The following is a 25,027-nucleotide window of genomic DNA, read 5'->3' as shown; positions in this document are numbered from 1 at the left end:
CTTGCCATGCTGGCTGTCACCCTGATCAACATGCTGGTGGTCATCCTGGCGGTGGTCATTCACTACGAATGCCTGTTGCGGCTGAACGACTGGCTGCCGCGGCTCAGGGTCTGGAGCCGCTTCAGGATGGTCATCGGGGTCTTTGGTGCCCTGCTGGCGCACGCGATCGAAGTGTGGTGCTTTGCGCTGGCTTATTACCTGATGACGCGCTACGGCGAATGGGGCCGCCTGTCGGGGCGCTTCGACGGCTCGTTCATGGACTGTGTGTACTTTTCCTTTACCACCTACACCACGATCGGTTTCGGTGACATCACCCCCGTGGGCCATCTCAAGTACTTGACCGGCCTGCAAGCGCTGACCGGTCTGGTGCTGATCACCTGGACAGCTTCGTTTCTGTTTCTCGAAATGCAGAAGTACTGGAAACGCAAGTAGCGGCCCCTCCACTAGGTGGCCGGCGTCCATTGCCAGTTGAGGACTTCGGGCAGGTCTTCGCCATGCTCGATCAGGTGCAACTTGTGTTTCTCCATCATCGACCAATAGCGCGATTGTGCGGCGTGGCGTTGTTCCTGCAGGCGAGGTACACGCTCGACGACGTCCAGCGCCAATCGGTAGCGATCCAGGTCGTTGATCACCGCCATGTCGAACGGCGTGGTGGTGGCGCCCTCCTCCTTGAAGCCACGCACATGGAAGTTGTCATGATTGGTGCGTTTGTACAGCAACCGGTGTACCAGCGCCGGGTAGCCGTGGAAGGCAAAGATCACCGGTTTGTCGGGGGTGAACAACTCATCGAACGCGGTATCCGACAGGCCATGGGGGTGCTGGGACGGCGATTGCAATACCATCAGGTCCACCACATTGACGACCCGTACCCGCAGGTCCGGGACGTACTCGCGCAACAAGGTCACGGCGGCCAGGGTTTCCAGGGTCGGCACGTCTCCGGCACAGGCCATGACCACGTCCGGGTCCTGATCGTCGCGGCAGGCCCAGCCCCAGCGACCGATCCCCGCCAGGCAATGACGCACGGCCGCGTCGATATCCAGCCACTGCCACTCCGGTTGCTTGCCCACCACAATGACATTGATGTAATTGCGGCTGCGCAGGCAGTGATCGGCCACCGACAACAGGCAGTTGGCGTCGGGAGGCAGGTAGATACGCGCCACGTCGGACTTCTTGTTGGCGACCAGGTCGATAAACCCGGGGTCCTGGTGGGAGAAGCCGTTATGGTCCTGGCGCCACACATGGGAGGTCAGCAACAGGTTGAGCGAGGCCACCGGCTTGCGCCAGGGCACGCCGGCGGCGGTTTTCAGCCATTTGGCATGCTGGTTGACCATGGAATCGACGATATGGATAAACGCCTCATAGCACGACAGCAAGCCATGGCGCCCGGTCAGCAGATAGCCCTCAAGCCAGCCTTCACAGACGTGCTCGCTGAGGATCTCCATGACCCGGCCCGAAATCGCCAGGTTCTGGTCGTCCGCCTCCAACGGGTCCATCCACGCCTTGGCGGTGACCTCGTAGACCGCGTCCAGGCGATTGGAGGCGGTTTCATCCGGGCCAAACAAGCGGAAGTTGCCGGCACCCTGGGCGTTTTTCATCACGTCGCGTAGAAAAAACCCCAGGACCCGAGTGGCCTCGGCGCGCCGGCAACCGGGCACTGGCAGTTCGACGGCGTAATCGGCAAAACGTGGCAAGTCGAGCGGGCGCAATAACAGCCCGCCGTTGGCGTGGGGGTTGGCGCTCATGCGGCGGTGTCCGGTGGGCGCCAGGGCCGCGATTTCCGGCAGCAAGGCCCCATCGGCATCAAACAGTTCGTTGGGGCGATAGCTGTTCAGCCACTCCTCCAGTTGCTGCACATGGCCCGGCACCTGGAAGTTGGCCAAGGGGACCTGGTGGGCGCGCCATGTGCCTTCGACCCGGCAGCCATCGACAAATGCCGGCCCGGTCCAGCCTTTGGGCGTGCGTAATACCAACATGGGCCACAGCTGGCGCTCCGGCGCCGCATTGCGCCGTGGCTGGCGAGCCGCGTGCTGGATCTCGCGGATCTTCAGCAGCAGGGTGTGCAAGGTGCGGGCCAGTGCTTGATGGACCTGCGCCGGTTCATCGCCTTCTACGAAGTAGGCATCGTAGCCATACCCATACAGCAGGGCTGACAGCTCTTCTTCGCTGATCCTGGACAGGACGGTGGGGTTGGCAATCTTGTAGCCGTTGAGGTGCAGGATCGGCAGCACCGCGCCATCACGCGCCGGGTTGATGAATTTATTGGCGTGCCAACTGGCGGCCAGCGGGCCGGTTTCGGCCTCGCCGTCACCGATCACGCAAGCGACGATCAGGTCCGGGTTATCAAACACCGCGCCATAGGCGTGGGCCAGGCAGTAACCCAGTTCACCGCCTTCATGGATCGAGCCTGGGATCTGTGCCGAGACATGGCTGGAAATGCCATAGGGCCAGGAAAACTGTCGAAACAGGCGCAGCAACCCGTTGGTATTGCGCTCCACGGACGGATAGCACTCGGTGTAGGTGCCCTCCAGGTAGGTCTGCGCGACGACCGCCGGCCCGCCATGGCCGGGCCCGGCGACGAACAGCAGGTTGACATCGTACTGGGTGATCAGGCGGTTGAGGTGCGTGTAGAGCAGATTGAGCCCCGGCGTCGTGCCCCAATGCCCCAGCAAGCGCGGCTTGATGTGCGCCTGGGTCAAGGGAACCTGGAGCAAGGGGTTGCTCTTCAGGTAGATCTGCCCCACCGCCAGGTAATTGGACGCGCGCCAATACGCGTCCAGCCCTTCCAGTTCCTCGGCACTCAAGAAATCGCTCATAACCCCCTCCCTCCGCCCAGGCTCGAAACATGGATTGTCATTCGTCGATTCTGTGGGCCTCGAATGCGCGAGACTTGATGTACGTCAAGTCTTGAAGCCGGGGCTCAAGCTCAATGAACGTGGGAAGCGGGCAGACCGAACAAAGGGTGCAGACAGTGCCATTTCCCTTTCGTCCCTACACTCAGGCTCAGGCCTGGACGGAGTGCATGTATGACAGTCCATCATTTGTTTGTGGTCGACAATCCGACGGCCTTACGTTCCATGCCTCAAGTGCGCCCGCAGCCACTTCGCCCCCTCAAGACGAAGTGCTCCGACTGCGCCCTGTCGGCGCTGTGCCTGCCGATCGGCCTTGGGGGGCACGAGGTGGCGCAACTGGACACGCTGGTCGCGCAACGCTTTAAGGTAAAAAAAGGCGCAGCCCTGTTCCGTACAGGCGATCCGCTGCGCTCGCTGTACGCGGTGCGTATCGGTTCATTCAAGACCGGCATGGTCTCGGTCGACGGCCGTGAACAGGTCACCGGCTTTCACATTGCCGGCGACATGCTCGGCCTGGACGCGATCAGTGCCGACGCGCATGCCTGCACAGCGGTGGCTCTGGAGGACAGTGAGGTCTGCCCCATCCACTATACCCACCTGGAAAACCTCGCCCGCCAGTTGCCTTCGCTGCAGCACAACCTCACCCGGCTGTTGAGCCGTGAAATCGTGCAGGATCACACCCTGCTGATGCTGATTGGCAAGATGAACTCCGATGAGCGCCTGGCGGCGTTCCTGCTGAGCCTGTCGCAACGCTTGAGTGCTCGCGGGTATTCCGCCCGGCACTTCGTGTTGAAGATGCGCCGCGAGGAAATCGGCTCCTACCTGGGCCTGCGCCTGGAAACCATCTGCCGTGGCATCGCGCACCTGCGCGATCAGGGCTTGGCCCATGTCGAGGGGCGAAATGTCACGATCCAGGACCCGGAGGGCCTCAAGCACCTGGTCGCAGGCTGTCATCGCCCCCTCTAACGCTGGAGATGCGTCATGCGTGCCATGGTCCTGCACACCCCCGGCCAGCCGTTGCAACTTGAGCAACGGCCGATCCCGACGCCTGCCGCCGGGCAACTGTTGATCAAGGTGCTGGCCTGTGGCGTGTGCCGTACCGACCTGCACCTGGTGGACGGTGAGTTGCCGCAAGCGCAACTGCCACGGGTGCCAGGCCATGAAATTGTCGGAGAAGTGACCGCCGTGGGCGCTGCTGTTGACGTGGGTTGGATCGGCCGGCGCGTGGGGGTGCCCTGGCTAGGCTGGACGTGTGGCACCTGTGACTTCTGTCGCAGCGGCCGCGAAAACCTTTGCGATCGGGCGCAGTTCACCGGTTGCCAGCTGGACGGCGGTTACGCCGAATACACGCTGGCTGACCCACGCTTTTGCCTGCCGATTCCCGCCGACCTTTCCGATGTTCAAGCTGCGCCGTTGTTGTGTGCCGGGCTGATTGGCTTTCGCGCCTTGCAGATGGCTGCCGACGCCCGCCACCTGGGGCTTTACGGCTTCGGTGCGGCGGCGCACCTGGCGATTCAGGTCGCCCTGGGCCGTGGGCAAACCGTGTACGCGTTCACCCGCCCGGATGACAGCGCCGGCCAGGCGTATGCCCGCTCCCTGGGCGCGGTGTGGGCCGGCCCTTCGGACCAGGCCCCTCCTCACCTGCTGGATGCCAGCCTGATTTTCGCCCCCGTCGGCGCCTTGGTCCCGCTGGCGTTGGCGGCCACCGTGAAAGGCGGCTGTGTGATTTGCGCCGGGATCCACATGAGCGATATTCCGGCCTTTCCCTATCGGTTGCTGTGGGGCGAGCGCAGCGTTCGTTCGGTGGCCAACCTGACGCGGCACGACGGTGCGGCATTTTTCGAAACCTTGCAGCACACGCCCGTGCATTGCGACATCACCCGCTTTGCCCTGGAGGAGGCCAATCAAGCCTTGGCGCATTTGCGTTCGGGGCAGTTCAACGGCGCGATCGTGCTGACGCCATGAACGGCGGCGCGCCGGCCGCCGAACACAGGCCGCGCCGGCTATTTCCTGGTGGCGGTCGTCAGCATGCGGATCGCCCGTTCATTGGCTTCGTCCGCAGTGCGCTGGGCCTGGCTGGCCAACGCCGCCGCCTGTTCGGCCTTGAGGTAGGCTTCATTCGCGCGCAGGCGCGCCGTGGCGGCCTTGTTTTCCGCGGCTTCCAGGCGCGCATCAAACGTTTTGGCGGCTTGATGACTGCAGCCGGCGGAGGTTGCCAGCAATACTGCCAGCAGTGAAATGGACAGGTATTTGTTCACGGTGCATCCCTCGTTTCAGGTCATTGATCGATCAGCGGCATTCGTTTCCAGTATCTGGTGCTGGGCCTGTGTCCCTCTGATCTTCGTCAACAAGTGGACAGTCGCCCTACCCGTCGATGCTGGCTGGCGGCTGCCTGATCGCCAGAATGCTGCCCGGTACCGAATACAAAGCGCGTTCGGTGTTGCTGCCCATCAGTCGGTCGAGCCCGACCCGGTGAACGGTGCCCATGACCACTACATCCGCCAGGTACTGTTCGACAAACTCCTGGATCACCGGCACCGGTTGGCCCATGACAAAGTGCCGCCGCTCCGGTGGCACCCCATAGCGGTCGGCCAACGACACGAACGCCTGATGCAGGGACTGGCGCAACTCTTCGACGAAGTCCACGCTCCAGCCGCCCATCACCAGCGGCGCGTCACCATTGAACGCGGGCGACAGGTCGTAGGCGTACAACAGGTGCAACGGCGCATCGCATTGCAGGGCCAGGGCGTAGGCGCACTGAATGATGGTGTCATTCAAGCCGCTGATCTGCGTGTCGGGATCGAACGGATCAACCGCTGCCACTACGCGGTGGGGCAAGCCATAGCGGGCCTCGCTCACCAGGTGCAGCGGCGTTGCGCACTCACGCAGCAGTTGGCAGTCAAGGGGGGTGATAAACACGCGTTTGAGCAGGGGTTCGAGCTTCACATCCTTGATCACCAGGTCCGGGTTCAAGTCAGCGACGGTGCGCAGGATGTCGAGCAAGGGGTGGGTGGTGAATACCAGTTCCACCGAGACCTTCAGCGCTGTGCCGCCCAGGCGCTGGATTTCTTCGACCAACCAGTGGCGATAGCGGCTCAGGTAGTCCTGATATACCGACTCGTCCACGCGCTCCTCCCACAAGTGGATAATCGGCGCGGGTTCGATGAACGCCCGCACATCGAGGGTCGCGTTACACGCCTTGGCCAGTGACACCGCCCGGAGCAGAGCCGGGGAGTGATACAGCGTGCGATCAGTGATCAGCAGCAGACGTTGGTACTGGCTCATTTCACACCTCTTCGGGCGCCGACCAAATAGGCGGCGGGTTCAATGGCTCAACCCCGTGCGGGTTTAATCGCCCACACACTGCAGGGCGCGCGTTGCAGCAGGCTCTCGGCGGTGGTGCCGAGCAGTTTGTCCAACCCCCAGTGCTGCACGGTCCCCATCACGATAATGTCGCTCTGATGCGTGTGGGCGAAGTCGCAGATGTTGAACAGCGGTACGCCTTCGATAAAGTGGCGCCGTTCAACCGGAATGCCCTGGCGCTCGGCCAGGGACGAGAAGGCTTCGTGCTGCGCTTCGTTGAGCGCCTCATAGAGCCCGGCCGCCAGGGGAACCGCGCCAAAGCCCATGTCCTTGGCGTACACCGCGGCCCAGTCATACACATGCAGCAATTCCAACTGCGCCTCACACTGGGCCGCGAGCTTGACCGCGGCTTCAACGATCTGGTCGTTAAACACCTGGTCCTGTTCCTCACTGCGCAACACGTCGACAATCGCCAGCACCTTGCGTGGCAGCGGATGGCGTGAATCGGTGACCAGGTGCACGGGCACCGGGCAGTCGCGCAGCAGTTGCCAGTCCAGCGGGGTAAAGAACACCCGTTTCAACGCCGGCACTTGCTCGGCATCCTTGATGATCAGGGCCAGCGACATTTCGTTGACGAAGTGCAGGATTTCCTCATAGGGATGCTGCACCCACACCACCTCGCTGGTGACCACCACCCCGTGTTTGCTCATCTGCCCGGCTTGCTCGGCCAGCCAGTGACGGTGTGCGTCCAGGTAGCCTTCGCGGGCCTTGCTGATCTGTTCGGGGGCGAACAGGCCCGCGACCGCCAGGGCCTGCAAATAGTCGAATGCCACGATGTGCAACGGCAGGTGCATCGCGCGCGCCAGTGCGGCGGCACGATCGAACGCCGGTGTGTGCGTCATGGCGGAAGGGGCAATCAACAGTAAACGTTGGGGCTGCAACATGGGGCACCTCGGCGCGCGGTCATTTCACGACGTGACTAGACCTACAGAGTGAGCGTTTCGAGGCGCCATCGATTGATCTTTGTCAGTTTCACGCCGGCTTTTTCGCTGGACAGGGGCCGATAAAAGTTGATGTTGATCAACCGCAGCCTGGTGCTTTGCCCCTAGCCTGAATCAGGGCCTACGGCATCATTGGCGGTATCGGAGGGGGCAATGAACCACGAAGATCAGCAAGTATTGGTCAGGGCATTGGACGCTGCGACGAACCCGGTATTGATCACCGAGCGCACAGGTTGCATCGTCTGGATCAATAAGGCGTTCTGCCTGCTCAGCGGCTACTCCAAGCCGGAACTGGTGGGGAAAACCCCTCACCTGCTGACCTCCGGCCGGCACACCACCACGTTCTATCGAGAACTGTGGATGACCATCCTCGCCGGCGTGACCTGGCAAGGCGAGATGGTCGAGCGCCGCAAGGATGGCGGCAGTTGTACGGTCAACCAGGTCATTACCCCGGTCCTCGATCCCCACGGGGTGGTGACGCATTTCATCGCCATCCTGCACAACTTCAACGTCATGGACGAAGAGCGTGCCTACATGCAACACCTGGCGTTCCACGACGCCCTCACCGGCTTGCCTAACCGCAACCTGTTCACGAACCTGCTCGATCAAGCGATCAAGCATGCGGCAAAGCAGCGTCGGGCCCTGGCGTTGATGTTCATCGATGTGGACCATTTCAAATCGGTCAATGACACGTTGGGCCATGTCTGCGGCGACAAACTGTTGATTGCCGTGGCCGAACGCCTCGGCCAGACCGTACGCCGGTCTGACGTGGTGTGCCGGCTGAGTGGCGACGAGTTCGCGGTGCTGATCAATGGCATGGACCAGGCCGAACAGGTCGAAGGGTTGGCCGGCAAGCTGATCGCCGCGATCGACCAGCCGTTCATGATCGACAGCCATCGGGTGAGCACCCACATCAGCGTGGGCATCAGCCGCTACCCGGCGGATGGCGCGTGTGTCGAACAGCTGCTGGCGCGGGCGGACGACGCGATGTATCAGGCCAAGAAAGGTGGGGGTAATGCCTGTCGCTTGAGTTGGCTGCAAGGGCCTGTTGAATAGGCGGCCGGCTCAGGGCGTCGTGTCGGCGGCACGCTGACTGCGCCCGTCGTACTCGAACCAGAAACTGGCGCCGCCGCTTTCGCAGCGACCCCGCATCAATTCCGTGAGCAGTTGGTCATTGAAATGCTTGTGGTAGGCGCTGCCGAACAGCAGCTTGGTCCGCGGGTTATCGATCAGCAGCGCAAGCAGCAGATACTGTTCGGTCCAATAGATCTGATGATCGATCGCCCAGTGCTGCGGCAGGCCGAACGGCAGGAAGATGTCATGGACATGCACCGTGATTTTGCGCGTGATCCGCGGCAATAAGCGCAGGTAGATGTGCGCACAATCGCTGCCGGTCTTGACCGTATGCGTGGAGTCGATGAACAGGATATCGCCGTCTTCGAGCATCGCATTCAGGGTGTCGGCGGTCACGTCTTGAGCGCGTTGTGTGTGCAGGTCCAGCGCGCCCTCCTGGCCGAGTGCAGTGATGAAGGGACGCGGAAACGGTTCGATACAGCGCAAGCGGCCCATGCCGTTATGACCCAAGGCTTCCAAGGCAATCAGCGAGGAAAAGCCACTGCCGATCTCGACAATGTTCTTCGGGCGTATACGCCGGATATACGCGTAGTAAGACATGGCATCGCTGTACATGAACTGGCCGTTTTCCCAGAAGTACGAACGACAGGTGTCCATATTCCCGGCATGGGCCGGCGTGAAGTCCTGTGAGTAAGGCAACAGTTCGAGCAGTTCAGCCCGCAGGTTTTCCGGCTCGAATATCCCGCAGTTCAAATAAGGCGGTGTTGACTCCGTGTACTCGTAGGCGCTCAGCGTCTCGGCGATAGAGGGTGTATTCGAATAGAAATTAACCGGAATCAGGTTAATCCCGAGCGCTTGCAGTCGTTCTCGGTCTTGCTGGTGTCCCCACAGCAGTTTCTGCATCACCGGTAGAGCGGCATTGAATTCCCTATCGGTTACGCGCGTCATCTTGTGTATTTCCTTTTATGAACTACTTTTAGTCGATTACCGCCCTCTCTCCAGGCCATACCTTTGATGACCCCGAACAACGCACGCCATATTAGGGACACGACTTGCCAGCTATGATCAAGGCGTCAGGCGGTTTTTTTTCCAGCCCATGGAGGTACCGTGAGCTGCTGATATCGATGATCAGGCGCGATGTGCTCGGCCGTTACCGGGGCTCGGTACTGGGAGTGCTGTGGTCTTTCCTCAACCCCCTGCTGATGCTGCTGGTGTACACCCTGGTTTTCAGTGTGATGTTCAAGCAGCAGTGGCAAGGCGGCAGCGGATCGCGTACGGAGTTCGCACTGCTGGTGTTTGCAGGGTTGCTGGTCTTCAACATCTTCGCGGAATGCGTGCAGCGCGCGCCCAGTTTGATCCTGCATAACACCAACTACGTCAAGAAAGTGATATTCCCCCTGGAGATACTGCCTTGGATGTCCCTCGGCTCGGTCCTGTTGCACGCGACGGCGAGCCTGCTCATCTGGTTGTTGTTCCATTTCCTGTTGATCGGCACTCCGCCCGTGACCGCGTTGTTGCTGCCGCTGGTGTTGTTGCCGTTGATACTGTTTTCCATGGGTATTTCATGGCTGCTGGCCGGCCTCGGGGTGTACCTGCGAGACGTCGGTCAAGTGGTGAGTGCCTTCACCACCGCCCTGTTGTTCGTGTCGGCGGTGTTCTACCCGGTCAACGTATTGCCTGAAGCGTACCGCTCGCTGTTGTTGCTCAATCCGCTGGCGATGCTCATCGAGCAGGCGCGCGGCGTGCTGTTCTGGGGTGTGCCCATTGAACCGCAGTCCTGGGCGATCAGCCTGGTGACATCGTGTGCGGTGGCGTGGGTGGGCTTCCAGTGTTTCCAGTGGATGAGAAATGGATTTGCCGATGTCCTCTGAGGTTGCCGTACAGATAACAGGTTTGGGTAAGTGCTTCCGGATATACGACAAACCCCGAGACCGGCTGAAGCAATTGCTGTTGCCCGGCGGTAAACCGCTTTACCGCCCGTTATGGGCTGTCAAAGACGTCGACCTGACCATCCTCAAGGGGGAGACGATCGGCATCATTGGCCGCAATGGCAGCGGTAAATCCACCCTGTTGCAACTGATCTGCGGGACGCTCGGCGCGACCACCGGATCCGTGGTGTGCCACGGCCGTATTGCTGCGCTGCTTGAGCTGGGCTCCGGGTTCAATCCCGATTTCACGGGGCGTGAGAACGTCTTTCTTAACGGGGCGATATTGGGGCTCAGCCGCGCCGAGGTCGAAAAACGTTTCGACGAAATCACCCACTTCGCCGCCATTGGCGACTTTATCGACCAGCCGACCCGGACGTACTCCAGCGGGATGCTCATGCGCCTGGCGTTCGCGGTCTCCGTATGGGTGGACCCCGATATCCTGATCGTCGACGAAGCCCTCGCCGTTGGCGACGCTTCCTTTCAGTTCAAGTGCTTGCAGCGCCTTGAAGTGCTGGCCGAGCGCGGCACGACATTACTGTTCGTTTCCCACGACATGAGCATGGTCAAGCGCTTCTGCAAGCGGGCGCTTTACCTTCGTGGCGGCGAAGTCCGCGCCAGCGGGCGGCCCGAGGACGTTGCCGAGCGCTACCTGCTGGATATGCGTGATGAGCAGCGCCGCGGCGCCAGCGAGAATACCGTGGCCGTCGTGCCCAAGGTGCATTTGAGCAAGGCGGACGGCATCGCATTCGGCACCGACGAAGGCGGCATTCTGAGCGCCTGCTTCACCAACACCGGCAGCCTGCACTCCACCTTTGTGCATGATGAAGTGATTGAGTTGAGGGTCGAGGCTCGGGTGCGGGAGTCGATCACGCTGCCCAGCCTGAGTATCACCATCCAGGAACCGCGCTTGCTGGTGATTGGCGGTGCCAACCTGGCCCTTGTGCTCGAGCAACCCTGTGACGGTTGGTGCAAGGCTCACCTCACGGCCAGGTTCCGCTCGCGCTTTGCCGCCGGCAAGTACCACATCACGTTGAAACTCATGAATGGCCATACCGAGGAAAGCGCTCACCTGATCGAGAAACAGGTCGCGCTCCTGACCTTCGACACCCTGACGCTCGACAGCGATTTTCTCGGCATCGTCGACCTCGGTATCGAGGCGATAGCCCCTACAGAGCCCACAGCCCAGTGAACAAGGACACCACTCGCGTGCATAACGATAAAGACAACGTCTGGCAGATAGCGATTCACGGCACATTTGACGTGGAGAACTACGGCGACCTGTTGTTCCCGATCATTGCCGAGGCGGAGCTGGCCCGGCGCCTCGGCGCGGTGAATATGCACCGGTTTTCCTATCACCGGAAGTCCGCACGCAAATGGCCCTATGCCGTGACCTCGTTGACCGAACTGCCTGCGCTTGCCCACCAGATGGATGCGACGCTGATCGGCGGTGGCTTTATCATCCGATTCGACAAGTGTGTCGCCGACGGTTACCTGCCGCCCGATCCGTCTATCCATCACCCCACCGGGTATTGGCTGGTACCCGCGCTGATGGCGTTGCAAAACGGCGTGCCACTGATCTGGAATGCCCCCGGCATGCACTGCAATGAAATCCCCGAATGGGGCCGGCCGCTGTTGGCGCTTGCTGTCGAGCACAGCCCCCATGTCAGGGTACGGGATGCTTTGACACAAAAGGCCCTGCAAACATTGAGCGCGCATGCCGATATCAAGGTACTGCCCGACACGGCCTTCGGTCTGGCCCAAGTACTGGATGTACACACCCCGTCGGCTGAATTGCGCGATATTTTCAGGCGCTACGACCTGGCAGGCCCCTACGTGGTCGTACACGCCACCCAAGGCTTGCAGAGCTTTCTCGCGCTTTGGCGCAGCAACAGTGATGTGCTGGCCGGGGTGAAATTACTGGTCCTGCCCATTGGACCGGTCCTGGGCGATCACCCGTCAGCCCTCGGGGCACCGCTGGACCGCGCAGTCACCCTACCGTTCTGGCCGTCGCCGTTGCTGCTGGCCGAACTGATTGCGCACTCGGCAGGCGTGGTGGGCCACAGTTACCACCTGGCAATCAGCGCAATCGCTTTCGGCCTGCCGGTCTTCTGCTCAGCGGACCTGGAAGTCGGCAAATTCACGGCCTTGCCTGCCTACGGGCGGGTCTTCCAGCTGCGTCATGACCAGACGTTGGACCCGCAGTGGCTGGTCGATCAACTTGGCAGGCGGCCCCTCTCCGCTGCCACTTGCCAAGCCGTCGAGCAGTTGCGTGAACACTGGGACCAGGTGGCGCGGCTCATCGTTTCCCGACGGGCGGCCGCCCCGGAAGTCATCAACCGCCTCTGGCAATTCCTGCCCGCGCTGCTCGAAAACATGCAAGGGCCACAGCAGGCGGCGGTGGAAACCCCGCGCCCGTTGGCGCAGGCCACGCAGCCCGATTGGCGCAGCGCCTACCACCGCTTTAAACGACTGATTTCAAGGAGCACGTCATGATCAACCTGGAGAAGATCGCCCGTCATCGCCTGCAACACCAACCGTTCCGTTGGGCCCAGGTCGACGGTTTATACAGCCCGCAGGACGCCGCGGCACTGGCCGAGACCTACCCCTGCGATCATTTCAAAGTGGTCAAGGGCTACGGCGGAGAAAAGGACTACGAGTACGAAGCCAGGCAATTGATCGCCATGACCACCGGCCAAGTGGTCAACCCTCAGGCCCTCAGCCCGCATTGGATGGCACTGGCGCAGGATCTGCGCTCATCGGCCTACCGCCAGGCATTGAGCGCATTGACGGGGCTGGACCTCAGTGTCGCGCCCATGGAAGTCAACCTGTTCCATTACGGTCCCGGCGCCAACCTTGGCCCGCATCCGGACCTGGCAGACAAGGTCGTCACCCATATCCTCTATTTCAATGACAGCTGGAACCCGGCGCGCGGCGGTTGCCTGCAAATTCTCGGTTCCAGGGACCCCGACAGCGTCTTCGAGCAGATTCCTCCCGTGGTCGGCAACTCGGCCGTGCTGGTGCGTAGCGACACCTCCTGGCATGCCGTGTCACGGGTGGTCGACGACAGCCCGGTTTCCCGGCGCAGTATTACCGTAACGTTCTATCGCCCGGGCTCGACCAGTTCCATGTGGCCAGAGGGGGATGACACCCCGCTGCATGACTACTCGCCCCATCGCCAAGGCGTTACGCATGGCGGAGCGGGTTGGTATGCGTAAGGTGGCGACAGCGCTGATGACGGGTCTGCTTACGTGGTTGCGTGGGTTGCCGTTGCCCCCTTGGCTGCGCAAGCGCCTGAGCGTGATCTACCGTGGCGCCTGGTTCCGGCCGGTGCATCGGTTAAGCCAGTGGCCGCAGGTGCGCGAAACACCCCCGGTCAAGCAGTTGCAACTGCTCGCCGACACCCAGTACCCGGACTACATCATCTGGGGGGTGATCGACTGGAGCTTCCGCCATCAGCGGCCGCAACAACTCGCCCAGGTACTGAGTGCCAGTGGGCGGCGGGTGTTTTATGTCTCCAGCACGCTCAAGGCCTCGAATCAGCCGGGTTTCTCCATCTATCCGCTCAATGAGAGGGGGAACCTGTTCGAAGTCCAATTGCACCTGAGCGACCCGCCTTCCATTTACTCCACCGTCCCCTCATCGATCCAGGTGGCGCAGCTGCGCTATGGGTTGGGCGAACTCTTGCTGTGTACCCGGCCCCGCGCGGTGGTCGGGATCGTGCACCACCCTTTCTGGCTGGACGTGGCCAAGGCCGCGCCGAATAGCCGCATGGTCTATGACTGCATCGATCATCACCAAGGTTTCAGCAACACCGATGCCGGCATTCTGAAGCTTGAGCAGCAGTTGGTGCTGGAGGCCCAGGCAACCGTGTTCACTTCCGACCGGCTCGCCCAGCAATGGGGGCAGACGCCCTCCGCGCAGCGCACGGTGATTCGAAACGCGGCGGACTTCGGTTTTTTTTCAAGGCGCCCCGTCTCGCTGTTCAACGACCCGCAAGGGCGCAAGATCATCGGCTATTACGGCGCGATTGCCGAATGGTTCGATACCGAACTGGTTTCAGCCATTGCCGATGCCTTTGCGCACCACCTGGTGCTCCTGGTCGGTGAGGACACCACCAACGCCCGGCATAAGCTGCGCCACCATCCCAATGTGCAATTCACCGGCGAGGTCAGCTACAGCACCCTTCCCAGCTACTTGTATGCGATGGACGTGTGCCTCCTGCCGTTCCAGGTCATACCGTTGACCCTGGCGACCAACCCGGTGAAAGTCTACGAATACCTCAGCGCCGGCAAGCCGGTGGTGGCCATCGATTTGCCAGAAACCCACCAGTTTGGCGCGCTGATACGTCGGGCCCAAAACCCGGCTGAATTTATCGACGGTATTGCCCACGCGCTGGCCGAACCACCTGACGAACACCGTGCGGCGCGCCAGGCGTTCGCCGCCGCCCAATCCTGGGAACAGCGCCGTGACGCCTTGCTCAGCGTCACCGAACCCCAGCACGTGCCGCGCGAGATCAGTGTGATTGTGGTGACCTACAACAATCTGGCCCTGACCCAGGCATGCCTGGCCAGCCTGACCGCCAATGCCCAGGCCGCCGCGCTGGAAATCATTGTGGTCGACAACGGCTCCAGCGATGGCACACCGGCGTTTCTCGATCAGTGGGCCAAGGCCAATGGACAGGTCGTCATCCTCAATGCCGACAACCGTGGTTTTGCCGCCGCCAACAATCAGGGGCTGGCAGTGGCTACCGGGGACTACTTCGTACTGCTCAACAACGATACCCAGGTGACCCCAGGCTGGGCAGACACCCTGCGCAGGCATCTGGACCGCAACCCCGGTATCGGCCTGGTCGGCCCCGTCACCAACAATATCGGCAACCAGGCCAAGATCGATCTTACGTACTCACTGGCAGACATGCCTGATCGGGCCTGCGGGTATACCTACAGGCACCTGGGAGAGTGGTTCGTACTGCCGACCCTGGCTTTTTTCTGTGTGATGTTGCGACGCAGCACCTATGCTCAAGTGGGACCGCTGGACGAAGCGTTCGGCTGTGGCTTCTTCGAAGACGACGACTACTGCCGGCGCGTCGAGCAAGCGGGTTTTTTCAATGCCTGTGCTCGGGATGTGTTTATCCACCATCACCTGTCGGCGAGCTTCAACCTTATGGATATTGACCAACGCCAGGCCCTGTTTGATCGGAACAAAGCGATCTACGAGAAAAAATGGGGCACCTGGATACCCCACCGTTATGGATAACGACATGCCCGTAAGCAAGATAGTTGTAGTAGTGGGCACGCGACCGGAAGTCATCAAGATGGCCCCGGTCATCCATGCCCTCAAGCGTTCGCCCCAGTTCGCCTGCCACGTCGTCGCCACCGCGCAACACCGCGAACTGATGGACCAGGCATTGCGCGAGTTCAATATCGAGCCCGACCTGGACCTGGACCTGATGCAGCCCCAACAGTCGCTCAGTGCCCTCACCTGCCGCCTGCTGACGCAGGTCGAGCGACTGCTGCTGGAGTGGCGTCCGGATGCCGTGCTGGCACAGGGCGATACCTCGACGGTATTCGCCACCGCCCTGTCGTGTTTCTACCAGCAGGTTCCTTTTGGCCACGTGGAAGCCGGGTTACGCACTGGCGACCTGGGCAATCCGTTTCCCGAGGAACTGAACCGGACAGTCACCAGCCGCATTGCCAAATGGCACTTCGCACCGACCCCTAGGGCTCGCGGCAATTTGTTGGGCGAAGGCATTGCCCCCCAGGCCATCCACCTCACGGGCAATACCGTGATCGACGCGCTGCACCAGAGCCTTCGCCGGGGTGACGAACCGACCGAGGGCGCCCTCGACGGTGAACGCCGCCTGCTGGTGACCTTGCATCGCCGGGAGAGCTTCGGCGCGCCCCTGCTCGACATCTGTACCGCAATTCGCCACCTGGTCGACCGCAATGAAGATTTGCGCGTGATTTTCCCGGTGCATCCGAACCCCAGCGTCAAAGTGCCTGTCGAGGCGGCGCTGGGAGGACATCCACGGATCGAGCTTTGCCCGTCCCTGGGCTACCACCACTTTATTCGCGTCATGAAGAGCGCCTTCCTGGTACTCAGCGATTCGGGCGGCATCCAGGAAGAGGCGCCGGCCCTGGGCGTGCCCGTGCTGGTGTTGCGCAACGAGACCGAACGCCAGGAAGCCATAGAGCATGGCATGGTGAAGCTGGTGGGTACCCGAACTGCCGATATCGTCCAGGCAGTGCAGCATCTGCTCGACGACGAGGGGCTCTACTCGAGCATGATCAAGGATCAATCCCCCTATGGGGATGGCATGGCCGCAGAGCGGATCGTGCAGGTATTGACGGCGCATTTCTCCACATGCGCCTGATCTATCTCTCACCGATGCGCTGGCATAGCTTCAGCCAGCGACCCCATGAACTGGTGCGCTGCTTCCATGAAAAAACCGGCGCCCCCGTCCTTTGGATAGACCCCTACCCCACGCGTTTTCCCACACTCAGCGATTTCAGAAGGCTGCGGCCTGCACCTGCCGTCGCACAGGCGCCCTTGCCGGCATGGTTGACCGTGCTCGAGCCTCGCGCCTTGCCAATCGAGCCGATGCCTGGCTCAGGCTGGATCAACCGCCCGCTCTGGCAATCGCTGATTGTGAAAGCGCGGGAGTTTGCGCAACAGCCCACGGTGCTGGGAATTGGCAAGCCTTCGCACCTGGCGTCGAGACTGCTGCAGGAGCCTGTTTTCGAAGCCAGCTTTTACGATGCCATGGATAATTTTTCCGAGTTCTATACAGGGCTGTCACGCCGGGCCATGGAACGCCGCCAACGCCACACGGCTCAATCGGTGTCCACGGTACTGGCTTCTTCCTCGGCGCTGCTGACGCAAATGCTGGCCTGCTCGGACAACGTCAAGCTGCTCGGCAATGCCTGCGCCATCGAGCGCCTGCCCAGCCGCCAGCGTTCGCATGCAGGCCGAGGGAATACACCCGTCCTGGGCTACGTCGGCACCATCGCCAAGTGGTTTGCCTGGGATGTCGTGATTGCCCTCGCCGAGGCGTTTCCGCATGCCGACATACGCCTGGTCGGCCCGCTGCACACCCCTGTGCCTGCTGGTCTGCCCGGCAACATCCACTTGAGTGGCGAGGTATCCCACGAGGACGCCTTGAAAGCCATGGCGGCGTTCGATGTCGGGTTGATTCCCTTCACCAGCGACGCGCTGACACGGTATGTCGACCCGATCAAGTACTACGAATATCGGGCGCTTGGCCTGCCAGTGATCAGTACGGTATTTGGCGAGATGGCCCACCGAGGGACGTGCCCGGGCACTTTTCTCGTGGAGGGGCCCGGGGACATCCGGCAGGCCATGGACAAGGCGCTGAACTTCAATGAATCAGATGCATACACGCGCAGGTTTCGCCACGAAAACTCCTGGACGACTCGATTTTCCGTGGCGATACCTTGAGCGACCGGGCGTGTACGTGAATCGATAACCAGACGGGACGAACAGGGAGTGACACCGTTGGAAGTACAGGAAGTACAGGTTTTCGATACGCAGGCCAACGCGCCGCCAACGCGCGAATGCGATGTGATCATCGTCAATTACAACGCGGGGGCCCTATTGCAGGCATGTGTGAAGTCGGTGCTTGACGCCGGTGCAACCCGAGTCATCGTGGTGGATAACCACTCCCATGATGACAGCCTGGCCAGGTTGCTGAGCACCTGTGCGGTGGGCGATGCCCTGCACATCATTCGTAACGACGCGAACCTGGGCTTCGCCGTTGCCTGTAACCAGGGCGCACGGCTTGCAAGTGCACCCAACCTGCTGTTCCTGAACCCGGACACGGTTATTGCTCCGCAAGCCATCGAGCGCTTGCTGACGGCCTTGCACGGGGCGGCCGACATAGGTGCGGTAGGCGGGCTGCTGTGCAATCTCGATGGTACTGAGCAGGCCGGTGGCCGACGGGTATTTCCCACGCCCAGGCGCGCATTCATGCGGGCGTTCGGGCTGTCGCGTCTGGCCAGGTTCTGGCCAGCGCTGTTTTCCGACTTCCTGCTGCATCAGGAAGCCCTGCCCCCGCAGCCCATTGCTGTCGAAGCCATTTCCGGGGCGTGCATGTTGGTCAAGCGCGAGGCGATCGAACACATTGGTTTATGGGACGAAGACTATTTTCTGCACTGCGAAGACCTGGACTGGTGCATGCGTTTTCACCATGGTGGCTGGAACGTCCTGTTTGTACCGGATGCCCAGGTGACGCATGTGTTCGGAGGCTGCAGTCGGAACCGTCCGTATTTTGTGGAGTGGCACAAGCACCGTGGAATCCTGCGGTTTTACCGCAAATTTTTCCGCCGGCAATATTCAGTGTTCTTGTGGGTGTTCGTGGTGATTGGCGTCTGGTTTCGATTCGGCCTGATGGTCGGGCGTCACGCGTTCACCCGGTGTCTGGCGGCGTTGAACAACCGCCCCAGGGAGCAATGAGGTGCGCATCGGCCTGCTCGGTGGTTCCAGCTTCCTCGGTGAGCATCTGTTGCGGGCCCTGGCGCGGGAAGGCCATCAGGTCGTCGCGTTCAGCCGTCAAGGCGGCAGACCCTGCCAGGAACACGTGACCTGGCTGCCGGCCGAGACCTGGCCGGAGCTATGCCTGGACGCGTTTGTTTCGCTGGCCCCGGCCTGGGTGTTACCTGACTACCTGGAGCGTTTGGCCAGCGCTCACGTAAAGTGCATCGTGGTCCTGTCTTCGACAAGTCGCTTTACCAAGCAAGCCTCGCCTGATCCTCGCGAGCGTGCCCTGGCGCAACGCCTGGTCGATGCCGAGCAGCGCTTGCAGCAGTGGGCGGGCGAACACAACACGCAGTGGGCTGTTCTACGCCCGACCCTGATCTACGGGCATGGGAAGGACAAAAGCATTTGCGAGATAGCCCGGTTCATTCAGCGCTACGGTTTCTTCCCGTTGATCGGTAACAGCGTGGGCCTGCGTCAACCGGTCCACTGTGACGATATTGTCCAGGTGTGCGTTGCCGCCCTGGAAACCAGGGGCTGGCCAAGTGGCAGCTACAACCTGTCAGGCGCACAAACCTTGCCCTACCACGCCATGGTCAGGCGAGTGTTCCAGGCCGTAGGGCGGCCGGAACGGACGCTCAACGTTCCGGCCTGGCTATTGCGCCAGGTGATCGCGCTCGCACGCTGCCTGCCGCGTTATCGCCACCTTTCAAGCGCCATGGCGCAGCGCATGAGCCAGGACCTGACCTTTGATCATTCAGCGGCGCGTGAACAATTCGGCTTTGCGCCGAGGGCGTTTGATTTGAGCGCTGAAGACTTGCCCCCATCAGCTAAAAAACCTGCGCCTTGAGCTTGGCAGCGAGCTGCCCGACATAAAGGCCGCAGAACTTATCGATCAACCAGGCACAGAAAAAATCCGCCGTAGCGACTACGGCGGCAACCAAAGGTTTTTGTCGAAGCAGAGCGGCTAAGACAGCTTCAACGCTACACCCATGACCGATTAAAAAACGTGAAGTTTAATTAATCGAGTTTAATCAAATGCCGGCTGCAGGCCACGGAAACTGTGCTTAGAATCGGCTTCGACAAACACGTCGAGCACAATAAAAACCAGTCTCTCTTACCTGAAACATCTGCCCAATAAAACTTCATGCGCCCTGTAAAAAGTGCGGTGTTTCTGTGCGCGTCAATCATTTCGGGGAAGTAAATAACATGGTCAAACAGTGGAGCCTGTTAACACTGGCGATATGCGCCAGTATCAGCCAGGTGGCCCTCGCCGAGTCCGTGACGGACCAGGCCGACGCCAAAGGTTTTATCGACGGCAGCAGCGTCACCGGGCTGTTGCGCAATTACTACATGAACCGCAACCGCGAAGGTGGCCGGGCCGACAACCGTGACTGGACTCAAGGCGCCATGCTCAATTACGCCTCGGGCTTCACCCAGGGCACCATTGGTTTTGGCGTGGATGCCTACGCCTTTGGCGGTTTGAAACTGGACGCCACGCACCAGGATGCCGGTACCGGTAACTTGCCGACCGACCGCCACGGCGATCCGGAAGACGCCTATGGTTCCGTGGGGGCCGCGGTGAAGGTGAAAATATCCAAGACCCAACTGAAATTCGGCGACATGCAACCCACCGCGCCCGTCTTCGCCACCGGTGGCACTCGCCTGTTGCCGCAGACGGCCACCGGCTTTGACCTGACCAGCAGTGAAATCGCGGGGCTGGACCTGGAGGCCGGGCACTTCACCAGCACCAACAGTGGCATGACCTGCAACCATGACCACGACATCTACGCCACCTACGCCAACGTGCCGGCTTCCAGTGCGAGCTTTGTCGGTGGCAAATACACCTTCAGCCCGTCGCTGAGTGCAACCGTGTATGCCGGTGAACTGGAAGATATCTGGCGCCAGTACTACACCAACCTCAACTATGTGCTGCCGTTGGGGCATGACCAGTCGCTGGCGTTGGATGGCAACCTGTATCGCACCCTCGATACGGGCAGCGCCAAGGCCGGAGCGATCAACAACACCACCTATTCGCTGGCGGCGGCCTATTCGTTCCTGACGGCCCATACCCTGACGCTGTCGTTCCAGAAAGTGCATGGCGACACGCCGTTCGATTACATCGGTACCGGCAACAACGGCGCGGGTGAAGGCGGCGATTCGGTGTACCTGGCCAACTCGGTGCAATGGGGTGACTTCAACGGCCCAGGCGAACAATCCTGGGGGATTCGCTATGACCTGAACCTGGCCAGCTACGGCGTGCCGGGCTTGAGCTTCATGGCCCGCTACATCAACGGTTCGGACATCGATGGCACCCACACACCGGCCAACAGCGCCTATGCCGGTGATTACGGTGCCGATGGCGCGCACCACGAAACAGATGTGGAAGCCAAATACGTCGTCCAGAGCGGCCCGGCGAAAAACCTGTCGCTGCGCGTGCGCGATGCCATCGTGGCGTCGAATGCCGACCAAGGTGACGGCAACTTGAACGAACTGCGGCTGATCGTCGACTACCCGTTCACCCTGTTGTAAGCGGCGGCTGCGCGCCGGCCAGCGTCATCGCTGGCCGGCGCACAGCGGCTAACCCACCCAGCCGACCGCTGTTTTCGGAATCACTTCCGACTCATCCATCTTGGACGCAAACATACTCACGGCTTTCACCGCGTCACTGGTGCTGGTGCGGATCTGCAGGATCACCGAACCCGCCTGGTCAGCCAGGCTGACCCCACGCTGCGCGCCTTCCTGGGTGGCATTCATGCTGGTGACTGCATCTCGGGTCTCCGACAGGATCATGCCGATCATCTCGGCGATCTCCGCCGTGGAGCGGCTGGTGCGTCCCGCCAGCTGCCTGACCTCGTCGGCCACCACGGCAAACCCGCGGCCCTGGTCGCCGGCCCGTGCCGCCTCGATGGCGGCGTTGAGCGCCAGCAGGTTGGTCTGGTCGGCGATGCCGCGAATGGTGTTGACGATGGCGGTAATCTGTTCGGAACGATCACCCAGTTGCCCCACCAGTCGCGCCGAGGCACCAATGTGCTCGGCAATCCGGCGCATTTCCGTGGCCGTGTCGTGGATCACCTGGGTACCGTGCTCGGCGAAGCGTTCGGTTTCGGACGAAATATGGTAGGCACGGGAAGCGCCGCGCGAGTCTTCCTCGAACTTCTCCACCCGTTCAGTGATGTCACTGGCAAACTTGACGATCTTGACCAGTGTGCCGTCGCCGTCGTAGACCGGGTTGTAACTGGCCTCCAGCCACGCGACACGGCCATGCTTGCCGAGGCGCTTGAATTGCCCAGTGAAGAATTCACCGTTGTTCAAGCGGCGCCAGAAATCGGTGTACTCGCTGCTGTTGATCAGGCTGGGCTCGCAAAACAGGCGGTGGTGTTTGCCTTTGATTTCGGCCAGCGTATAGCCCATGACGTGCAGAAAGTTCTCGTTGGCGTCCAGTACCTGGCCGTTCAAGTCGAACTCGATCACTGCCATTGCCCGGTCCACTGCGGCCAGTTTGCTGCGGGTCGCCGCCTCCTGTTCGACTTTTGTCGTGACATCCAGGGCGTACTTGACCACTTTCAGCACTTGGCCACGCTCATCCAGCACCGGGTTGTAGCTGGCTTCCAGCCAGACGGTCTTGCCGTGGGCATCCACCCGCTTAAAAGTGCCCGACACGAACTTACCGGCCTTGAGCTCACCCCAGAACTGGCTGTAGGCCGGGCTGTTGGTCAGCGCTGGCAAGCAAAAGTCACGGTGGGATTTCCCCGCCAACTGGTCGCGGCTGTAACCCAGGGTTTTCAGAAAGTTGTCGTTGGCACGCAGTACCTTGCCGTTGAGGTCGAATTCGACCACTGCCATGGAGCGTTCCAGGGCGCTGATCAGTCCTTTGAACTCGGTGACTTCGGCCGTCCTGGCCGCCAGTTCGGTTTTGAGCGTTGTGTTGAACATGACGTACCTCAGCCGTGCGGAAAAAACCTATGTCTTCATTCGCTATCGGCTGGGAAATACGCGACTTAACCGCGCAAAAATGATTATTTTCTGACGTCAAGTTTTTTGCGCGAGCCAGCATGATTCAAGGCTTTGCGGCGAGCGAAGCCAACCGCTCACGCATGCCGGTGCTGGCCGCCGGGCCGGCCTGCAACACACAGCGATCCAAGGGCACGATGTGGCCCTCGGCGCTCGCCAGCATAGGCTGTAGCGGTCGCCCGGTGTCCCGCTCGACCAACTCGACACTGGTGCCCTCTTCGGCGTAATGCCGGTTGCCCCACGCCACCAGCGACATCAGCACCATGCGGAAATCCTCACCCTTGGCGGTCGGTACATATTCGTAGCGCGGCGGCCGCTCGCTGTAGGCCCTGCGTTCCAACATCCCCGCCTCCACCAACGCAGTCAGGCGGCGCGTGAGCATGTTGGGAGCGATGCCCAAGCTGCGCGAAAACTCATCGAAGCGGCGCAGCCCCTGCAGCGCGTCGCGCATGATCAAAATGCTCCACCACTCCCCTACCCGGTCGAGGCTGCGGGCGATGGGGCATTCGTCGCGGGTCAGGGACTTGCGTTGCATAAAGGTTCCTAGGGGCCGGTGCAAAGTTGTGTGACGCCATGTTACTTTCATCATGATAGTGACGTCCATAGGGTCTTAACCCTCAATGCAACCGGAGTCGATTGATCATGAGTAAACGTATCGTTGTGACAGGCATGGGTGCGCTGACACCGTTGGGCGCTGACGTGGAGTCAACCTGGAAACGCCTGTTGAACGGGCAGTCGGGCATTCGTCGCCTGCCTGAAGACCTGATCGGCGACCTGGCCATCAGCATCGGCGGCCAAGTGCAGAGTGTGTTGCAGGACCCCGAAGCCGGGTTCGATCCTGATCGCCTGTTGGCTGCAAAAGAGCAGCGCAAGATGGATCGTTTTATCCTGTTCGCACTGGCGGCCGCCGATGAAGCGTTGAAGCAGGCCGGCTGGGCACCGAAGACCGTGCAGGAGCAGGAACGCACCGCAACCATCATCGCCTCGGGCGTCGGCGGCTTTCCGGCCATCGCGGAGGCGGTACGTACCACCGACAGCAAGGGGCCGCGACGCTTGTCGCCGTTCACCATCCCATCGTTCCTGAGCAACATGGCCGCCGGGCATGTGTCGATCAACTATGGCTTGAAAGGCCCGTTGGGCGCACCGGTCACTGCCTGTGCAGCGGGTGTGCAGGCCATTGGCGACGCCGCGCGGATGATCCGTGCAGGCGAAGTGGACGTGGCAGTGTGCGGGGGAGCCGACGCGGCGATCCACCGGGTCAGCCTGGCCGGCTTTGCGGCGGCACGGGCCTTGTCCAGCGACTTCAACGACGCCCCCGAGCGCGCCTCGCGCCCGTTCGATCAGGCACGCGACGGCTTTGTCATGGGCGAAGGCGCCGGCCTCCTGGTGATCGAAGAACTGGAACACGCCCTTGCACGCGGTGCCCAGCCGATTGCCGAACTGGTGGGCTACGGCACCAGTGCCGATGCGTACCACATGACGGCTGGCCCGGAAGACGGTGACGGCGCGCGCCGGGCGATGACCCAGGCGCTGCGTCAGGCGGGCATCGAGGCGTCCGAGGTGCAGTACCTGAATGCCCACGCCACCTCGACGCCGGTGGGCGATAAAGGCGAATTGGCAGCCATCAGGACCGTGTTCGGTGACGGTGGCCGCCTGGCAATCAGCTCGACCAAGTCCGCCACCGGCCACTTGCTGGGGGCTGCGGGCGGCATCGAGGCCATCTTCACCGTGCTTGCCCTGCGCGATCAGGTCGCACCGGTGACCCTCAACCTGGAAAACCCGGATGAACTGGCCGCCGGGTTGGACATGGTGCGCGGAGATGCGCGGCCAATGGCGATTGAATACGCACTGTCCAACGGCTTCGGCTTTGGTGGCGTGAATGCCAGCGTGCTGTTCCGCCGCTGGGTATAAGCCGGCGGTTTGCCCCTGGGATTATTTTCGGGGACCATGGCGCCTTTCTGTCACTGCCAACAAGAGGCGCCCATGGCTAACCACGACCTGTCCTACACCCCCGATCCGGATGCCGACTCGATTTCCTCAGATGTCGTCGGCTTCAACGGCATCCTGGTCTCCACCCAGATCCCGACCCGCGCCGACGGCAGCCTGGAACTGGGGGATATCACCCTGCAAAGCGAATGCACCCTGCAAGCGTTGAAAGTCGCCCTGGAAAAGGCCGGCAGTTCCATGGACCGGGTCATGCACCTGACCATCTACCTCACGGACATGGCCGATCGCGGTGCATTCAATGAGGTCTACAAGCGTTTTTTCGCCAAGCCATGGCCCGTGCGCGCGGCGGTTGGGGTGGCTGCACTGGCGGTTGAAGGGATGCGCGTGGAAGTCACGGCGATGGCTGCCAAGGCCTGAC

General features: G+C 61.4%; 22 protein-coding genes and 2 pseudogenes. 16 read left to right on the top strand and 8 right to left on the bottom strand.

Going from position 1 to position 25,027, the window contains the following annotated elements:
- The first annotated feature begins 6 nt into the window (after window positions 1–6).
- A complete protein-coding gene (locus A7317_RS14000) occupies window positions 7–432 on the top strand; it encodes a potassium channel family protein (protein ID WP_024075514.1) in 426 nt (141 codons plus the stop codon).
- An 11-nt stretch (window positions 433–443) separates the two neighbouring features.
- Here the strand turns inward: A7317_RS14000 and A7317_RS13995 are convergent, their stop codons facing one another.
- On the bottom strand, window positions 444–2,813 hold the full coding sequence (locus tag A7317_RS13995; protein ID WP_069076081.1) for a phosphoketolase: 2,370 nt from the start codon (window positions 2,811–2,813) through the stop codon (window positions 444–446).
- Between the two features lie 261 nt (window positions 2,814–3,074).
- Here A7317_RS13995 and fnr point away from each other — a divergent pair, with 261 nt between their 5' ends.
- Window positions 3,075–3,815 carry a fumarate/nitrate reduction transcriptional regulator Fnr gene (fnr, locus tag A7317_RS13990; protein WP_041161215.1) on the top strand — a complete coding sequence of 247 codons (741 nt, stop codon included), beginning with the start codon at window positions 3,075–3,077 and terminating at the stop codon, window positions 3,813–3,815.
- 15 nt (window positions 3,816–3,830) lie between these two features.
- Window positions 3,831–4,814, top strand: a complete 984-nt coding sequence (locus tag A7317_RS13985; RefSeq protein ID WP_069076080.1) for a zinc-dependent alcohol dehydrogenase family protein — start codon at window positions 3,831–3,833, stop codon at window positions 4,812–4,814.
- Window positions 4,815–4,852: 38 nt separating this feature from the next.
- Here the strand turns inward: A7317_RS13985 and A7317_RS13980 are convergent, their stop codons facing one another.
- The 3 genes from A7317_RS13980 to A7317_RS13970 all read right to left on the bottom strand — a co-directional run bounded on the left by A7317_RS13980 (window position 4,853) and on the right by A7317_RS13970 (window position 7,096).
- A complete protein-coding gene (locus A7317_RS13980) occupies window positions 4,853–5,107 on the bottom strand; it encodes an Lpp/OprI family alanine-zipper lipoprotein (protein ID WP_069076079.1) in 255 nt (84 codons plus the stop codon).
- 106 nt (window positions 5,108–5,213) lie between these two features.
- Window positions 5,214–6,134: a universal stress protein gene (locus A7317_RS13975; protein WP_069076078.1), complete on the bottom strand. Its 921-nt coding sequence runs from the start codon at window positions 6,132–6,134 to the stop codon at window positions 5,214–5,216.
- 47 nt (window positions 6,135–6,181) lie between these two features.
- Window positions 6,182–7,096, bottom strand: a complete 915-nt coding sequence (locus A7317_RS13970) for a universal stress protein (RefSeq protein ID WP_024075520.1) — start codon at window positions 7,094–7,096, stop codon at window positions 6,182–6,184.
- 210 nt (window positions 7,097–7,306) lie between these two features.
- On the opposite strand from A7317_RS13970, the gene A7317_RS13965 reads away from it, so the two are divergent.
- Window positions 7,307–8,209 (top strand): GGDEF domain-containing protein, encoded by a 903-nt coding sequence (locus A7317_RS13965; protein ID WP_024075521.1) that lies wholly within the window; start codon window positions 7,307–7,309, stop codon window positions 8,207–8,209.
- 9 nt (window positions 8,210–8,218) lie between these two features.
- Here the strand turns inward: A7317_RS13965 and A7317_RS13960 are convergent, their stop codons facing one another.
- Window positions 8,219–9,175: a class I SAM-dependent methyltransferase gene (locus A7317_RS13960; protein ID WP_069076077.1), complete on the bottom strand. Its 957-nt coding sequence runs from the start codon at window positions 9,173–9,175 to the stop codon at window positions 8,219–8,221.
- Between the two features lie 176 nt (window positions 9,176–9,351).
- Here A7317_RS13960 and A7317_RS13955 point away from each other — a divergent pair, with 176 nt between their 5' ends.
- The 10 genes from A7317_RS13955 to A7317_RS13910 all read left to right on the top strand — a co-directional run bounded on the left by A7317_RS13955 (window position 9,352) and on the right by A7317_RS13910 (window position 21,180).
- Window positions 9,352–10,098, top strand: a complete 747-nt coding sequence (locus A7317_RS13955; protein ID WP_081329200.1) for an ABC transporter permease — start codon at window positions 9,352–9,354, stop codon at window positions 10,096–10,098.
- Window positions 10,088–11,344, top strand: coding sequence for an ABC transporter ATP-binding protein (locus tag A7317_RS13950; RefSeq protein ID WP_069076075.1), 1,257 nt, complete (start codon window positions 10,088–10,090; stop codon window positions 11,342–11,344). Before A7317_RS13955 ends, A7317_RS13950 begins: the two co-directional genes overlap by 11 nt.
- Window positions 11,345–11,361: 17 nt before the next feature.
- Window positions 11,362–12,648 carry a polysaccharide pyruvyl transferase family protein gene (locus A7317_RS13945; protein ID WP_081329283.1) on the top strand — a complete coding sequence of 429 codons (1,287 nt, stop codon included), beginning with the start codon at window positions 11,362–11,364 and terminating at the stop codon, window positions 12,646–12,648.
- Complete coding sequence (locus A7317_RS13940; protein ID WP_069076074.1) at window positions 12,645–13,370, top strand: 2OG-Fe(II) oxygenase; 726 nt, start codon at window positions 12,645–12,647, stop codon at window positions 13,368–13,370. Before A7317_RS13945 ends, A7317_RS13940 begins: the two co-directional genes overlap by 4 nt.
- Window positions 13,312–15,411, top strand: coding sequence for a glycosyltransferase (locus A7317_RS13935; protein ID WP_237141790.1), 2,100 nt, complete (start codon window positions 13,312–13,314; stop codon window positions 15,409–15,411). Before A7317_RS13940 ends, A7317_RS13935 begins: the two co-directional genes overlap by 59 nt.
- Before the next feature lie 4 nt (window positions 15,412–15,415).
- On the top strand, window positions 15,416–16,528 hold the full coding sequence (wecB, locus tag A7317_RS13930) for a non-hydrolyzing UDP-N-acetylglucosamine 2-epimerase (protein ID WP_041161220.1): 1,113 nt from the start codon (window positions 15,416–15,418) through the stop codon (window positions 16,526–16,528).
- The gene (locus A7317_RS13925; RefSeq protein ID WP_069076073.1) at window positions 16,519–17,613 is read left to right on the top strand and encodes a glycosyltransferase; all 1,095 of its coding nucleotides are present in this window, start codon (window positions 16,519–16,521) and stop codon (window positions 17,611–17,613) included. Before wecB ends, A7317_RS13925 begins: the two co-directional genes overlap by 10 nt.
- A gap of 48 nt (window positions 17,614–17,661) precedes the next feature.
- Window positions 17,662–18,627 carry a glycosyltransferase family 2 protein gene (locus A7317_RS13920; protein ID WP_227496798.1) on the top strand — a complete coding sequence of 322 codons (966 nt, stop codon included), beginning with the start codon at window positions 17,662–17,664 and terminating at the stop codon, window positions 18,625–18,627.
- 1 nt (window position 18,628) lies between these two features.
- Window positions 18,629–19,498 carry an NAD-dependent epimerase/dehydratase family protein gene (locus A7317_RS13915; protein ID WP_069076072.1) on the top strand — a complete coding sequence of 290 codons (870 nt, stop codon included), beginning with the start codon at window positions 18,629–18,631 and terminating at the stop codon, window positions 19,496–19,498.
- Window positions 19,499–19,857: 359 nt separating this feature from the next.
- Window positions 19,858–21,180, top strand: a complete 1,323-nt coding sequence (locus tag A7317_RS13910; protein ID WP_069076071.1) for an OprD family porin — start codon at window positions 19,858–19,860, stop codon at window positions 21,178–21,180.
- A gap of 48 nt (window positions 21,181–21,228) precedes the next feature.
- On the opposite strand, the pseudogene A7317_RS31600 reads toward A7317_RS13910, so the two are convergent.
- The 3 genes and pseudogenes from A7317_RS31600 to A7317_RS13900 all read right to left on the bottom strand — a co-directional run.
- Window positions 21,229–21,705: pseudogene (locus A7317_RS31600) on the bottom strand (methyl-accepting chemotaxis protein); the annotation flags it as partial.
- A 111-nt stretch (window positions 21,706–21,816) separates the two neighbouring features.
- Window positions 21,817–22,584, bottom strand: a pseudogene (locus A7317_RS31595) (PAS domain-containing protein); the annotation flags it as partial.
- Between the two features lie 124 nt (window positions 22,585–22,708).
- Window positions 22,709–23,197, bottom strand: coding sequence for a winged helix-turn-helix transcriptional regulator (locus A7317_RS13900; protein WP_024075534.1), 489 nt, complete (start codon window positions 23,195–23,197; stop codon window positions 22,709–22,711).
- Between the two features lie 107 nt (window positions 23,198–23,304).
- Here A7317_RS13900 and fabF point away from each other — a divergent pair, with 107 nt between their 5' ends.
- Both fabF and A7317_RS13890 read left to right on the top strand, forming a co-directional pair.
- A complete protein-coding gene (gene fabF / locus A7317_RS13895; protein ID WP_069076069.1) occupies window positions 23,305–24,573 on the top strand; it encodes a beta-ketoacyl-ACP synthase II in 1,269 nt (422 codons plus the stop codon).
- Window positions 24,574–24,645: 72 nt separating this feature from the next.
- Window positions 24,646–25,026: a RidA family protein gene (locus A7317_RS13890; protein ID WP_024075536.1), complete on the top strand. Its 381-nt coding sequence runs from the start codon at window positions 24,646–24,648 to the stop codon at window positions 25,024–25,026.
- Window position 25,027: the final 1 nt, after the last annotated feature.

This window comes from Pseudomonas fluorescens, from assembly GCF_001708445.1.
GTDB classification, from domain to species: Bacteria; Pseudomonadota; Gammaproteobacteria; order Pseudomonadales; family Pseudomonadaceae; genus Aquipseudomonas; species Aquipseudomonas gorinensis.
This window is presented reverse-complemented; position numbering and strand designations above follow the sequence as displayed.

Bases quoted from the DNA above. Each gene is read 5' to 3' on its own strand.
- A7317_RS14000 (WP_024075514.1), top strand. From the start codon at position 7: ATGCTGGCTGTCACCCTGATCAACATGCTGGTGGTCATCCTGGCGGTG.
- A7317_RS13995 (WP_069076081.1), bottom strand. From the start codon at position 2,813: ATGAGCGATTTCTTGAGTGCCGAGGAACTGGAAGGGCTGGACGCGTAT.
- fnr (WP_041161215.1), top strand. From the start codon at position 3,075: ATGCCTCAAGTGCGCCCGCAGCCACTTCGCCCCCTCAAGACGAAGTGC.
- A7317_RS13985 (WP_069076080.1), top strand. From the start codon at position 3,831: ATGCGTGCCATGGTCCTGCACACCCCCGGCCAGCCGTTGCAACTTGAG.
- A7317_RS13975 (WP_069076078.1), bottom strand. From the start codon at position 6,134: ATGAGCCAGTACCAACGTCTGCTGCTGATCACTGATCGCACGCTGTAT.
- A7317_RS13970 (WP_024075520.1), bottom strand. From the start codon at position 7,096: ATGTTGCAGCCCCAACGTTTACTGTTGATTGCCCCTTCCGCCATGACG.
- A7317_RS13965 (WP_024075521.1), top strand. From the start codon at position 7,307: ATGAACCACGAAGATCAGCAAGTATTGGTCAGGGCATTGGACGCTGCG.
- A7317_RS13960 (WP_069076077.1), bottom strand. From the start codon at position 9,175: ATGACGCGCGTAACCGATAGGGAATTCAATGCCGCTCTACCGGTGATG.
- A7317_RS13955 (WP_081329200.1), top strand. From the start codon at position 9,352: ATGATCAGGCGCGATGTGCTCGGCCGTTACCGGGGCTCGGTACTGGGA.
- A7317_RS13950 (WP_069076075.1), top strand. From the start codon at position 10,088: ATGTCCTCTGAGGTTGCCGTACAGATAACAGGTTTGGGTAAGTGCTTC.
- A7317_RS13940 (WP_069076074.1), top strand. From the start codon at position 12,645: ATGATCAACCTGGAGAAGATCGCCCGTCATCGCCTGCAACACCAACCG.
- A7317_RS13935 (WP_237141790.1), top strand. From the start codon at position 13,312: ATGACTACTCGCCCCATCGCCAAGGCGTTACGCATGGCGGAGCGGGTT.
- wecB (WP_041161220.1), top strand. From the start codon at position 15,416: ATGCCCGTAAGCAAGATAGTTGTAGTAGTGGGCACGCGACCGGAAGTC.
- A7317_RS13925 (WP_069076073.1), top strand. From the start codon at position 16,519: ATGCGCCTGATCTATCTCTCACCGATGCGCTGGCATAGCTTCAGCCAG.
- A7317_RS13910 (WP_069076071.1), top strand. From the start codon at position 19,858: ATGGTCAAACAGTGGAGCCTGTTAACACTGGCGATATGCGCCAGTATC.
- A7317_RS13900 (WP_024075534.1), bottom strand. From the start codon at position 23,197: ATGCAACGCAAGTCCCTGACCCGCGACGAATGCCCCATCGCCCGCAGC.
- fabF (WP_069076069.1), top strand. From the start codon at position 23,305: ATGAGTAAACGTATCGTTGTGACAGGCATGGGTGCGCTGACACCGTTG.
- A7317_RS13890 (WP_024075536.1), top strand. From the start codon at position 24,646: ATGGCTAACCACGACCTGTCCTACACCCCCGATCCGGATGCCGACTCG.